Source organism: Enterobacter sp. Bisph1 (genome assembly GCF_000814905.1).
Lineage (GTDB): Bacteria > Pseudomonadota > Gammaproteobacteria > Enterobacterales > Enterobacteriaceae > Kosakonia.
The window spans coordinates 98,622-112,144 of the sequence record NZ_JXAG01000054.1; the positions used below are offsets into that span (position 1 = coordinate 98,622).

Annotated in this window: 10 protein-coding genes; 2 read left to right on the forward strand and 8 right to left on the reverse strand. The window is 55.4% G+C overall.

Going from position 1 to position 13,523, the window contains the following annotated elements:
* The first annotated feature begins 74 nt into the window (after positions 1–74).
* Positions 75–1,499: an MFS transporter gene (locus RW65_RS21320; RefSeq protein ID WP_039058865.1), complete on the forward strand. Its 1,425-nt coding sequence runs from the start codon at positions 75–77 to the stop codon at positions 1,497–1,499.
* A gap of 41 nt (positions 1,500–1,540) precedes the next feature.
* Here RW65_RS21320 and RW65_RS21325 read toward each other — a convergent pair whose 3' ends face one another.
* The 3 genes from RW65_RS21325 to pheP all read right to left on the reverse strand — a co-directional run bounded on the left by RW65_RS21325 (position 1,541) and on the right by pheP (position 4,975).
* The gene (locus RW65_RS21325) at positions 1,541–2,413 is read right to left on the reverse strand and encodes a DMT family transporter (RefSeq protein WP_039058867.1); all 873 of its coding nucleotides are present in this window, start codon (positions 2,411–2,413) and stop codon (positions 1,541–1,543) included.
* 74 nt (positions 2,414–2,487) lie between these two features.
* Complete coding sequence (locus RW65_RS21330; RefSeq protein WP_039058868.1) at positions 2,488–3,468, reverse strand: LacI family DNA-binding transcriptional regulator; 981 nt, start codon at positions 3,466–3,468, stop codon at positions 2,488–2,490.
* 109 nt (positions 3,469–3,577) lie between these two features.
* Positions 3,578–4,975 carry a phenylalanine transporter gene (pheP, locus tag RW65_RS21335; RefSeq protein WP_039058869.1) on the reverse strand — a complete coding sequence of 466 codons (1,398 nt, stop codon included), beginning with the start codon at positions 4,973–4,975 and terminating at the stop codon, positions 3,578–3,580.
* A 246-nt stretch (positions 4,976–5,221) separates the two neighbouring features.
* Here pheP and RW65_RS21340 point away from each other — a divergent pair, with 246 nt between their 5' ends.
* Positions 5,222–5,608, forward strand: coding sequence for a VOC family protein (locus tag RW65_RS21340; RefSeq protein ID WP_039058870.1), 387 nt, complete (start codon positions 5,222–5,224; stop codon positions 5,606–5,608).
* A 40-nt stretch (positions 5,609–5,648) separates the two neighbouring features.
* Here RW65_RS21340 and RW65_RS21345 read toward each other — a convergent pair whose 3' ends face one another.
* The 5 genes from RW65_RS21345 to RW65_RS21365 form a co-directional block, all read right to left on the reverse strand.
* Entirely contained in the window at positions 5,649–7,589 is a 1,941-nt protein-coding gene (locus tag RW65_RS21345; protein ID WP_039058871.1) for a methyl-accepting chemotaxis protein, read from the reverse strand.
* Between the two features lie 289 nt (positions 7,590–7,878).
* Positions 7,879–8,139, reverse strand: coding sequence for a DUF2534 family protein (locus RW65_RS21350; RefSeq protein WP_039058872.1), 261 nt, complete (start codon positions 8,137–8,139; stop codon positions 7,879–7,881).
* A 140-nt stretch (positions 8,140–8,279) separates the two neighbouring features.
* Entirely contained in the window at positions 8,280–10,490 is a 2,211-nt protein-coding gene (locus tag RW65_RS21355) for a TonB-dependent receptor (protein WP_082022474.1), read from the reverse strand.
* Positions 10,491–10,540: 50 nt separating this feature from the next.
* On the reverse strand, positions 10,541–11,623 hold the full coding sequence (locus RW65_RS21360; protein WP_039058873.1) for a YncE family protein: 1,083 nt from the start codon (positions 11,621–11,623) through the stop codon (positions 10,541–10,543).
* Positions 11,624–12,284: 661 nt separating this feature from the next.
* Positions 12,285–13,433 (reverse strand): integrase core domain-containing protein, encoded by a 1,149-nt coding sequence (locus RW65_RS21365; RefSeq protein ID WP_039055493.1) that lies wholly within the window; start codon positions 13,431–13,433, stop codon positions 12,285–12,287.
* Between the last annotated feature and the right edge of the window lie 90 nt (positions 13,434–13,523).

Here is a 13,523-nt window from a genome sequence, read left to right on the forward strand (position 1 = left end):
TAGGCAAGAACTGGTACCCGTTTTTCCATTAGGCGATGCTACGTCCATCCGATGAATGACGCAATGGAGCGACCATGAAAACGTCTGCTGTTTCGCCGGGCCGGGCAGGCCTGATATTACTGCTCACCGGGCAGATGCTGCCCTTAATCGACACCTCAATCACCAATGTCGCCCTCGATTCCATCACGCTGTCGCTGCACACCAGCGCGACCCAGCTGGCGTTGATTGTCGCACTATACGGCGTGGCCTTTGCCGTATGCCTGGCGCTGGGCAGTAAACTGGGGGATAACCTGGGACGCCGACGGGTTTTTCTTTGGGGCGTCGCGCTATTTGGCTTTGCCTCTTTGCTGTGTGGAGTGGCGAATTCTGTCGCCGCGTTGCTTGCTGCACGCACACTGCAAGGGATGGGTGCGGCGATGATTGTGCCGCAGATCCTCGCCACCCTGCATGTGACATTAAAAGGTAGCGCCCACGCCCGCGCCATCAGCCTTTATGGCGGCGTTGGCGGCGTGGCATTTATTATCGGCCAGATGGGCGGCGGCTGGCTGGTATCGGCGGATATCGCCGGTCTTGGCTGGCGCAACGCCTTTTTTATCAATGTGCCGATCTGCCTGCTGGTACTGGCCCTAAGCCGCCGCTATGTGCCGGAAACCCGCAGCGAAACGCGCACGCGCATCGACTGGCAAGGCACCCTTGCGCTGGCGTTGATCCTCTGCTGCCTGCTGTTCCCGCTGGCGCTGGGGCCGGAGCTTCACTGGCCGTGGCCAACTCACGCCGCCTTGCTGGCGCTGGTGCCGCTGGCCTGGTGGCTGCGCAATAGCGCATTGCAACAGCAGCAGGCCGGATTAACACCGCTGTTTCCACCGCGTTTACTTAAACTGCACAGCGTCCGTTTCGGCCTGCTGGTAGCGTTACTCTTCTTTAGCGCATGGTCAGGATTTATGTTCTGTATGGCACTAACGTTGCAGGCCGGTATGGGCATGTCGCCGTATCAATCCGGCAACAGTTTTATCGCCCTTGGCATCGCCTATTTTGTTTCTGCAGGCTATGCGCCAAAACTGATTGCCCGCTATAACATGCGCACTATTTTACTGACCGGGTTGGCGATTCAGGTTAGCGGTTTGCTGGCACTGATTGTCACACTGCAGCTCTCAGGTCGCACGGTGGGTGCACTGGCGCTGGCCCCGTCTACGGCACTGATTGGTTACGGCCAGGCGTTGATCGTTAACAGTTTTTACCGCATCGGCATGCGCGATATCACCTCCCAGGACGCCGGGGCGGGGAGCGCGCTGCTCAGTACATTGCAACAGGCAACCCTCGGCCTGGGTCCGGCGGTGCTGGGCGGGTTATTCCTGCATTTGGTCGGCCAGTCGCAGGGTAATTACAGCGCCGCGCTGAAGGGCTTTCTGGCAGCAGAAGTGGTGATGATGCTTATGCTGACGCTCGCCGCGGTCAGCGCGCGGCAGCAATTAGCGCCGCGTTGCCCGGCAAGCTTCTGAAAAGAAGCGCGCTTACCGCATACCCGGCATTGAGTGGAAGGCTACGGTTTTGCCGCTGGTAGATGCGCGATCATCCGCCAGCGAAACCAAATCTGCGCCAGCAATATCAGCACGCCGCCGACAATTTTTTGCAACGGCAGCCGCTCGCCGTACCATATCGAGGCGGCAATGACTGTTAACAGCGGCTCCAGCACCATAATGATGGCGGCGCTGGCTACGGCGGCGTATTTTTGCCCCTGCAACTGCAGGCCAAAGCGCAGGCTGGTAGCAATCAAAATGCTGGCCACCAGCCACAGCGCCGTGGTGCTGCTTACGGGCTGCGTCCAGGTTTCAAACAGCGCGGAAATCGTCAGCCCGGCAATGCCGGTAATCGCCAGCTGCACCGCCGTGAGCGGCAGCAGCGGCACTTCTCTGGCGCAGCGGCTGGTATAACAAAAGGAGATCGACTGCACGAAAGCGGTCAGTAGAAACCAGCCCTGGCTGGCATGAAAGGTGATGGGAAATTGCAGGCTTAACAGCGCGAGGCCGATCATGGCGACGGGCAAACACTCCCACCAGGCGCGCGCCGGGCGGTTTTTCATCATCCCCCACGCCACCAGCGGGACGAAAAGCATCGACAGACTCATAATAAACGCCCCTTCGCCCAGCGACGGCGTCGTCGAAACCGACCAGATCCACAAGCAGAGATTTAGCGCCAGCCAGCAGCCGCTTATCACCACCTGGCGCATTTTTGCCAGCGGAATGCGTTGTCGATAGCAAAAAGGCAGCAGCACCAGCGCGGCACAAAAAAAGCGCAGGCCAAGAAAAGCGAAAACCGGCATGCCGCTAATGGCTTCGCGGGAGAAGATCCACCCGCAGGCGGCAATCAACGTCGTTAATACCAAAAACAGATCGGCTTGTCGTTGTCGCGTCATGGCAAAGCTCCCTGGGCAATAAAAACGCCAGCGTGGCGGCTGGCGAAAGCGTGGTTGGCATGATGCCTGAATTATCAGGCGCTGGCGCGGGAAATATACCGCCACGCCATTAAGACGCTTTCCGGCGCGGCTTGTGGGTTATCGATGCGGTTTACCAGTAGCCGCAGCGCTTCACGGCCCATCGCCTGCGAAGGTTGCTCCACGGTGCTAAGGGGCGGCGTGACCATTTGTCCAAGGTCGGTGCCATCGAAACCGACCACCGCGATATCCTGCGGAATACTCAGCCCGGCTTCCTGAATAGCCTGCTGCGCACCGGCTGCCAGGGTATCAGAAATAGAAAATACCGCGTCGGGACGCTGGGGGGCAGCAAGCAGCTTCTGCATGGCCGTTTTCCCGGCGTTAAAGCTTAAATCACGGGCATATTCCACCTTCTGCCAGCCGAGTTGATGAGCCTGCAGGCCGCTCAGGTAGCCGTTTTCACGCAGCCGTGCATATTTATAGCTTAGATCGTGGTTGATCATCGCAATACGCTGGCAGCCGCGTTCAACCAGCCGGTCAATAACACAGCGGGCAGCATCAACATCATTAATTCCCACGCACGAGACGGTTCCCTCGTCGGCATATTCCGCGCACTGCACCCAGGGGGCAGAGCCTATCAGGGTGGTCAGCTCTGGCAGTCGTGCTAAGGCATCCATAGTGATGATGCCATCAACAATTTTACCCGACAGCAGATTCAGCGCCGAGCGCGAGCGGGCGATGTCCGCGCCGGAGTTGCACAGCAGAATGCGGTAACCGCTCTTTTCCGCCTCCTCTTCAATGCCCTTGACCACCTCGGCGCAAAACGGGTTGCCGATGTCGGACACCAGCACGAGGATCATTGAGCTGCGGGCGGTACGCAACTGACGGGCAAGCAAGTTGGGTTGGTAGTTACTCTCTTTGATGGCCTGCAGGACGCGTTCGCGATTTTTCGGCTTCACCGATTCGCTGTTATTCAGCACCCGAGAAACCGTCGCAACGGAGACACCTGCCAGCCTGGCAATTTTCTGAATGGACATAACAACAACTGATTCTGCGTTTAGCGGGAAAAGCCTGAGGCTACCACAGTTTAGCGTCAGGCAACATCTTCGGCCCGGCGAGCGGCAGCCCGCCGGGACAGAGAAAGCCTTACGCGCGTGCTGGCGTGCGGCGCAGCAGTTTGAAGGCGACAAACAAGAACAGGATCCATACCGGCAGCAGCAACGCCGACAGACGCATATCGTCCATCGTGCACATCAGCACGAGAATCATCAGCATAAAGCCAATGCACAGATAGTTACCGGCCGGGAAGATTAACGCCTTGAACTGCGACTCGCGTCCTTTACGGCGCATCGCCGCACGGAATTTCAGGTGCGCCAGCGAAATCATAATCCAATTCAGCAGCAGCGTTGCCACCACCAGCGCCATCAGCATGGCGAAGGCTTTTTGCGGCAGCAGATAGTTCACCAGCACCACCAGCGAGGTGATCGCAGCAGACAGGAACAAGGAGTTTACCGGTACACCCCGGCGGCTGACGCGGGTGAGAAAAGCGGGCGCATTCCCCTGCACCGACAAACCAAATAGCATGCGGCTGTTGGAATAAACACCGCTGTTATAGACCGACAAGGAAGCCACAAGAATGACGAAGTTCAGTGCCGATGCCACCAGATTACTGTCCAGTTCGTGGAAAATCATCACAAAGGGGCTGCTGTTGGATTTAATATCGATCCACGGATAGAGCGCCAGCAATACCACCAGCGAGCCGATATAGAACAGCAGAATGCGATACACCACCTGGTTTACCGCTTTCGGAATGGTGGTCTCCGGTTCGCTGGCCTCGGCGGCGGTAATGCCGATCAGCTCCAGCCCGCCGAAGGAGAACATAATCACCGCCAGCGCAAGAATCAGCCCGTGCCAGCCGGTAGCGAAAAAGCCGTTATAACGCCACAGATTATCGAAGCTGGCGCGCTCGCCGCCGTGGCCGGTAAACAGCATCCATAAACCAAAACCGATCATGCCGATAATCGCCAGCACTTTAATCAGCGCAAACCAGAACTCGGTTTCACCGTACAGGCGCACGTTAACGAGGTTTACCGCATTGATGATGACAAAAAAAACGGCGGTCCAAATCCAGGTGGGCACGTCCGGGAACCAGTACTGCATATAGATGCCAGCGGCGGTAAGTTCCGCCATGCCCACCAGCACAAACATCGCCCAGTAGTTCCAGCCTGAGAGAAAGCCAGCGAATGGCCCCCAATATTTATAAGCAAAATGGGAAAACGAACCCGATACCGGCTCTTCAACCACCATTTCACCGAGCTGGCGCATAATCAGAAATGCGATAATCCCGGCGATACCGTAACCGAGTAATACCGCCGGTCCGGCCATTTGAATGGCGGGCCCAATACCAAGAAAAAGCCCGGTACCAATCGCGCCGCCCAGGGCGATTAATTGAATATGACGGTTTTTCAAACCGCGTTGTAGTGTCGGCGCAGCTCCCGACGCGGCATCGGGTGTACTTCCCGCTGCCTGAGACGCGTTTTTCACGTCCTTCCCCTTTCTGGTTTTATTTAAAGGGGCACCTTTTAACATCTCCGCTGTGGGCTGGCAAGAAATGAACCGTAACGCCAGACGATCGTTTCCTTGCTGGTGAAGAGTGTCGGTGCTGGTTTAAACTTACATAATCGAGCATTTAAACAGCTCAAATAAATCAATACCGAGCATCAATTAACATCATCATGCAGAATAAACAGGCTATCTATTAATCCAACGCACCTTTCCTGGAGGTTATTTTTGAATATCGCTCATGTTGCACTCTGGACACGCCATCTCGACGCGCAGCGCACCTTCTGGCACGACTTTTTCGCCGCCAGCAGTAACGAGAAATATGTCAGTAAAAACCGCGCCGGGTTTGAATCGTACTTTTTATCCCTTGCCAGCGGTCCGACCATTGAACTGATGAGCGTGCCGGAACTCGCCGATGCGCCAGATACGGCAGAATTTGTCGGTTGGGCACATATCGCGATTAATGTCGGTAATGTCGACACCGTGAATGAGATGGCGGAAAAAGCTCGCCAGCAGGGCCGCTTAGCCAGCGCCGCACGCTGGACAGGAGATGGGTTTTATGAAGCGGTGATCCTCGATCCGGATAATAACCGCATCGAACTGGTAGCTGGGTAAAGAAGATGGGGAGCCGGTTCGGCCGAACTCCCCGTTAAGGTTACGCTTCGAGGCTAAACTGCTGGACGCTCTGCGCCAATTGCTGGGCCTGATCTTCCAGCGAGGTTGCCGCCGCGGTCATTTGCTGTACCAGCGAGGCGTTCTGCTGGGTTACACCGTCCATTTCGTTAACCGCAATGGTGACCTGACCGATGCCTTTGGCCTGCTCATCGGAGGCGCTGACTATCTCATTGATAATGGTCTGCACGGAATTGACCGCTTGTGTCATCTCCTGCATGGTATGCCCGGCATCGTTTACCAGTTGCACACCGGCTTCAACGCGCTTGCCGGACTCCTCAATCAACGCACCGATATCTTTTACCGCGTCGGCGCTGCGCTGCGCCAGGTTACGCACTTCGGATGCCACCACCGCAAACCCGCGCCCTTGCTCACCGGCACGCGCCGCCTCTACCGCGGCGTTCAAGGCCAGGATATTGGTCTGGAAAGCGATGCTATTGATAATGGCGGTGATATCGCCAATTTTCTTCGCGCTATCGTCGATCTTCGCCATCGTTTCTACCACCTGACTGACCAGCGCTTCGCCGCGGCTGGCAATCTTAGTGGCGTTGGCGGTCAGCGCCGTCGCCTGGTGCGCATTATCGGCGTTGTGTTTCACCGTGGCGCTAAACTGCTCCATACTGGCAGCGGTCTGTTCCAGCGCCGCAGCCTGCTGTTCGGTACGCGAAGAGAGGTTTATGTTGCCGCTGACAATCTCTCCCGCCCCCTGGCGCACGGAGTCGCTGGCCTCTTTGATCTGCCCAACAATCTGCCGCAGTTGCGATTGCATGGTATGCAGGGCAAAGAACAGGCTGCTGCGATCGTTCTCTTTTACCACAATCCGGTTATCAAGCTTACCGTCGGCAACCGCCAGCGCGATAGTTGCCCCTTCCAGCGGCTCACCGCCAATAGGTTTAAGCACTTTGCGGCTAAAGAGCAGGCCGAGCAGCGCGCACACCAGCAGGATACTGATAAAGCCAAGGATCACCGCGTAGGTTAGCTGGCGATTAGCCGCCGCCATCACCGAACTCACCGGTGCAACAATACCGAGATACCAGTTATCGGTACTGTTACCGATAGCCACCGGTTGCCAGGTAATTAGCGCTTTCTCGCCGAGGATCGGATCGTCCTGCTCCAGCACTGCTGAGGAGAAATTATGCGTGTCGCCCGGGTACGGCTTGTTGGTAAGGTTCTTATCCGGCCAGGAGATCACTTTTCCCGCGGTCGAGAGCAGTACCGCGTAGCCCTTCCCTTCCCACGGCTTGATTTGATTGATTTTCTGCTGCAAGGATGCCAGCGAGATATCCGAGGTGAGGACCGCATGGAGTTTGCCACCGCTGACAATCGGCGTGGCCACAGAGGTGAGCAGCGTCGGCACGCCGTTATAGGCATAGCTGTAGGGCTCAATAAGCGTATCTTTTTGGCTTTTCTGCGGCAGCAGATAGTAGTCACCCTGACCCGGCGTAAAAATTGACGTCAGCGGATGGAGTTTAAAATTACCGGATTGATCGCGATCGGTAAAGAAAGCATAGCGGCCTTTCGGTGCCTGGCCTGGTTTGTCCGCGAATTCTGCGTCGCGACCATCAAAGGCGTTTTCTTCGAATATCACCGACACGGAGAGGTAATCGGGGTTATCGCGCAGGGCGGAGATAAGCAGCTTATCCGCCACCTGGCGATCGGTGATGCCGGCTTCCGGCAGGGCAATCATGCTGTGACCCAGGTTATGTGCCACATCGCGCGCATAGTTGAGTTGCTGTTGGATATCCAGCGCCTCGCTTTCGGCAATTTTCTGCAGATACTGTTCAGCGCGATGTTTCTGTTCGCTACTGGACTGCCAGCTCAACACACCGATGGTGACGGCAAAACCGAGGGTGATGGTGATGGCGCCCGTCAGCAGCATTTGCGCGCGGGTGCTCATTTTTTTACTTACAGATTCTCTCGCCATTACGGCTCTCCTGGAGTCAGCCTTTTATATCGTTAATGTCCTTCAAGCACGGGCTCCCTTAACTTTCTCTATCGGCGATTAATTTTTGATCTTTAATTGTTAATAGAATGGTTATTGCGACGTCGAAGCGTCCTTTTCTGAGAGGAAACAATGGGCTGCAAAACAGTGAATTTTAGCGACAGTTAACAAAACCTTTAATGAGGCTTAAAACAGGATAATATACTGGGGTGGGATAAAGGAACGCGTTGGTCAAGCAGGCAGCCCCGGTGACAGACCGGGGCAAAGGGCATCAGCCGCGATCGTCTTTCGGGCCGAGAAAGTAAAAACCAAAGGGCAGCGAACCAATAATGGTGAACATCAGGCTATAAATGGCCACCCACGCGCCCTGCATAATAAACATGGTGACGGTCCAGGCTTCCATTGGCAGGTTGTATTGATCTTCAACGCCTTCAAAGGTCACTTTCGAAATGACGCTCACGGCGATGAGAAACACAATCACCACCGCGGTGAGAAATTTTTTCCCGTCGCGGGTACGCAGTTTTTCCAACATATAAACCTCCTGTCATGTGGCTTTTCTGTGCCGCGAGTGTAACCGATCTGCTGCTCATTTGTTGTCGAAAAAAAGTCAGGCGCTCGAAAGCGCCATTTTTTGCAACAGGCGGGAGGGACGCCCGCCTGCTCAGCCAGGCCTTAGAAATCGTAGCTCATGGAGACTTTTACCGTCCGCGGATCGCCCTGATAAATATAGGTGCCGTTGTCCTCGACGCTGGCCCAATACTTCTCATTAGTGACGTTATCGACGCCGACGCGCCAGACCATCTGATTCTTATCGGCGTTGAGATGCATCCGATAGCGCAGACCAAGATCCAACGTGCTGTAGCTGTCGAGTTTGCGAGTATTGGCGTTATTCACATATTGCGAGCCGGTATAGTTCACGCGTGCCGTGGCGGTCAGACCGTCAACGGGTTTGATGTCATACTCCGCGCCAATCACGCCATAGAAATTCGCCACGCCAATTGGTCGGTTGCCCTGATTCACGCCATCTTTGGTTTTCGTCAGCCCGGCATCCAGCCAGGTCGCGCTGCCGTTCAGGCGCAGACCGAGCACCGGCTCACCGAACAGATTCAACTCCACGCCACGGTTACGCTGCTCGCCATCCAGCCCATACATATTGGTGGTGCTGTTGAGAATGCCGGTCGGCTTTTTAATCTCGAACAAGGCCAGCGTACCGCCCACGCGGCCAAAGTCGGTTTTCACCCCGATTTCATTCTGTTTCGAGTGGGCAATACCGACGCTTTGATAACGGTTCTCTGCCGTCTTCGGCGCAACGCCGCCCGGCTGGAGCGCTTCGGTATGGTTGGCATAGAAAGAGACGACGTCCCAGGGTTTGTACACCACGCCGTAGGTTGGCATCCAGCGATCCTGGGTGAAGCGCGCGGTGGTGGTTTCCTCCCCGGTAGTGTTGCTGTAGTTTCGCACCCACAGCTTCTGATGACGCGCGCCGACGGTAAACAGCAACGTATCATCGAGTACGCCCAGCGTGTCGCTTAAGGTATAACCCTGGGAACGATAGCGCGCAGTGGTGAGAGGATCGTCGTAGTTGCCGCTGTGGGTCACATTCTCCGGTAGCGGGATATCCTTGTTGTCGTAGATATTCACCACCGGCAGTTTTTTCTGATCCGACTGGGTCCAGGCCACGCGGTCGCGTTTGATATTGGCCGAGTAGCCGACATTCACTTTATGGGTGACAAAACCGGTGGCGAAGTTGCCGCGCAGCCCCGCCATGCCGCTCCACGAGTCAGAAATTCGCACCGTATCCATACGGCTAAACGTGGCGTCGCCATTGTTGTTAAACAGTTTCGGTGCGCCATAGGTGCCATCTTCATGGGCATGCTGGCCACCGAACGCGCCATACGCCGTCCAGTCATCCGTGAGATCGTACTCCGCCCGCGCCAGGCCAAACTCGTTCTCCATATCGCTGTACGCCCATTGCTGGCTGTAGTTTTTGCGCGTATTCGGCAGCGTGGGAATGAAATCGACGGCGCTGATATTGACGCCCATTTCACCGCCGTGGACGGTTTTGTTCTGGTAACCCAGATCCAACGAGGTGCGCAGGCGGGAGCCACGATAATCCACACCAACAGAAGCTACCGTGGTACGGCGGTGATCATTTTCCACCGCCGCATCGCCTTCGCGGTGTAGCAGGTTCATGCGCACGCCAAACTGGTTGTTATCACCGTAGCGGCGACCGACATCCAGCGATCCGCCCACTTGTGAGCGGCTGGTATAATCCACGCCGACGCGGGTAAGCGGCGTATCTTCCGCATGTTTCGGTTCAAGGTTGATCATTCCGCCGACGCCGGACCCGGCTGAACCGTTCAAAAGCGCATTCGAGCCTTTAAAGATCTCCACGCGCTCCAGCATCTGGGTATCGACAATCTGGCGCGGCACGATACCCGCCAGCCCGCCCATCAGCATATCGTCGCCATCCAGTTCGAAACCGCGAATACGGTAGGTTTCTGCGAAGTTACCGTAGCCCTGCCCTACCTGCACACCGGCGTCGTTGCTGACCACATCGGCAATGGTCTTCGCCTGCTGATCCTGCACCAGCTTTGAGGTGTAACCAATAACGTTAAACGGCACATCCATTGCTTTTTGCTCGCCGAGCATGCCAAGACGGCCGCCGTGCGCAATTTGTCCATCCAAAAAGGCGGGCACCAGATCATTGCCGCCCGGCGTAAACTCGCTGTTCGCGGTGGATTGCACCACCAGCGTCTCTTCCCCGGCGGGCTTCGCGCTGGCGTCAGTCGCCGCCTGCGCGCTATAGCTAACCGAACCGATGACCAGCGCAAGCACTGTCTTGCGCAAAGGTGTGGCAGGATTTTTTTTGTTATTCATCATGATGCGTCGTTAAGAGACCAAAGAAACGGCCCGTTGCCGGGCCGACGTTATTATTTGTTGAGATCGATTCTGACCACGCTATCCGGACCGGTGGTGGAGTGATCTTTGTTAAAGCCCTGTTTGACGGTAACAAACAGCGTCTGGCCGTCAGCGGACAGCAGCAGACTGTTCGGGTGCGGCGGCAGATCCCAGCTCTGTTTTACCGCGTAGCTTGTTGCATCGAGGCTCAGCACTTTGCCGGAGTCGCGCTGGGTAATATAGATTTCATGTCGTTTGGCGTTGAATTTCACCGCCAGCGCATCGCCCGCAATCTCTTTCACCACTTTGCCGCTGTGAATATCCAGCACCAGCGTGGTTTTGGCTTTTGAGTTATCCGTTACCAGCAGACGGCCGGTATCCGCATCTTCAGCAATATTCAGCAGCAGCGCCGGTTTATCGCCCAGCGGTTTCCAGCGCTGTTCGATACGGTTATTACGCGGGTTGACCACCAGAATTTCCCCCGCACCGTTCGCCACGTACAGACGCTGAGTCTGTTCGGAGAAATGCAGACCGGTCACCCATTTGCCGGCGTTTTTGATCCGTGCTTTGACTTTCATCGTTTTGGCATTAACGACCCATACCAGCGCCGGATCGGCAACCGCACCGATATAGAGATTGCCGTTATGCAGCAGAATTTCACGCGCGCCGAAGGGCTTGTCTTTCTCGTTGCGTTCCGGGAACAGCGCGCGGGCCAGTACTTTGCCGGTGCTGGTGTCGATGGCGCTCACGCCGCCGTCGAGGGAGTTAGTGACGTAGACAGTTTTGCCATCCGGGGAAATCGTCATACCGAAGTTTTTCAAATCCGTATGGGTTGCGCCGAGGGTTTTCAGCGTCGTCGGATCCAGTTTGTAGACCACCCCGCCCTGCACATCTTTGAAGCCTTCCGCACTGGCAACGTACAGCGCGTCGCCTTGTGGGCTGAGGCTCATTTCATACAGTCCGCTCGCCAGCTCGCGTTTAACGACATTTGCAGGCAGCTGCGCCGCCGGTTTTTGTGCCTGAGCGACCGGTTGTGCTTGAGTGGTGTTATGTGTGCTGCAACCCGCCAGTGCCATAGCTGCCAGCAGAGCCAGTACGGACGTTTTCATTTTCATCGGGAGGATCCTTTACCGTTTATGTCATCAAGGTAGACGAGCGGCCGCGCCGCGCATCAGGTGCGCGATCGTTTATCAGGGCCGTGTGAACCCGGCGCAGCTCGTCACGATGTTTAGTGTTCCCTGTAAGTGAAGACTTACTGTTTTTGCGGGGAATCTCCTTGCTGCGCCCACAAACACTAAAGAGAATGAGAACTATACTCATTCTTCTTAATCGAGCAAGAATTATCGTTTCGTTTGCTTTTTGGTGGGTAGTTTTAGGGGGCGGTTTGGGGGGATGAAGGCGTACGAAAGATGGGGTTGACCGCGTTGATGATAAAGATTATCTTTCTCATTACCGAATAGTTGAGTCGATGACTCGGGTATTTGGTACGACATTGCTCACATTGCTTCCAGTATTGTTTGCCCGCGGAAAAGCGGGCTTTTTTTTGTTTTTATGGGGGTGGGGTTGAGCAGTTTTGTGGAATTGTTCAGTGTAGTGGAATTGTTCCGTTCAGTTTAGTGGGATTGTTCCGTTCGCTTAAGTGGAATTGTTCCGTTCACTTTATGTTGGGCAGCCACTTGCGATTCATTACACGTGAACGGGAAAAGGGGGGGACCGTGTATGAACCGGCCACATGGGTTACAGATCTGACCGGTCACATGGGTGACAATTTTTGAACTAATCGGCCCGGATTATACGATGGTTTCGTCTGTCATACCGGGCCAGTATGAGATCACCAAAACCAATTTCATCCAGGTCTTCTTTCACCTGCTTCATCCATACCCATTCTCCTCTGAGCGCCTCCGATAAAAATATTCGGGTACTGTTAAAAAACAAGTCACCTTTAATTGATACGCGCAGCACGCGGGCATTCTCCGGCACAGGCATTGTCTTAAGCGGCCCGGTGTAAATTCGTTCTGATGGGTACCAGACTGAGCGCGGAGTTCTTCCGCCCAGCGCCTTGTGCGGGCGTATTTCATTAAATTCCTCGCGCCAGGCATCCAGCCAGATCTGTTGCTCCTCCAGAGAAGTGAACTTTGCATGTCCCTTTAGTGCATCCTTCAGGGTCCGGTGCATTCTCTCATGCCGCCCATTCTCCGTAGGCTTACCTGGCCGGATACGCTCAGGCAGGATGCCGCATTTTATAAGCCAGACAGACATCTGGCTCAGCCCCCACAAACCTGCGCCAGCAAATGGTGGCCCATTATCTGTACGCAGCACATGAGGCATGCCGCAGTCACGGAAAACACGCTCCAGACAGGGAATAACAAACCGGCCATCAGGCATATAGGTGGCATCGCAGGCCAGTACAATCCTGCTGCAGTTGTCGGTCAGCGTAAAAGGGTGACACCAGCGCCCACCGGTATGGGTGTATTTACCCTTAAAATCAGCGCTCCAGACATCGTTGGGTCGGGCAGGTGTATGCAGTTCAGGACGTTGCGTGGATTTAAAAGCCGGTTGCCTGCGTTTTTTAACCAGACCGTGCAACCGGAACAGATCGCCAATCGTGCTGGCTGCGGGCACGTTACTGACATTCAGGTTAAGCAGGAGCTGTCTGATTTTTTCAGGCCCCCATAATGGATATTGCTGCTTCGTCTCCAGCAGGAGTTTAGTCATAGACTCCGGTGTGCATTTTTGTTGATGACGCGCCCGGGAACGGTCATCAAGAGAGGAGGCATCATTCGGGGAAAAACGGGCCAGCCATTTATAACCGGTTTTGCGGCTGATATTGAAACGGCGGCACACCTCGGCAACCGGAAGGTTGCCTTCAAGGCAGGCCGCAACAAACTGCAAACGTTGCATGGTAACAGTCTCATTCCAGGGCACGGTAAACCTCCATCAGATGCTTACCGCACTGTTATAACCTGTTACCCATGTGCCCGGTTTAAAGTGTTACCCATGTGGCCGGTTCATACA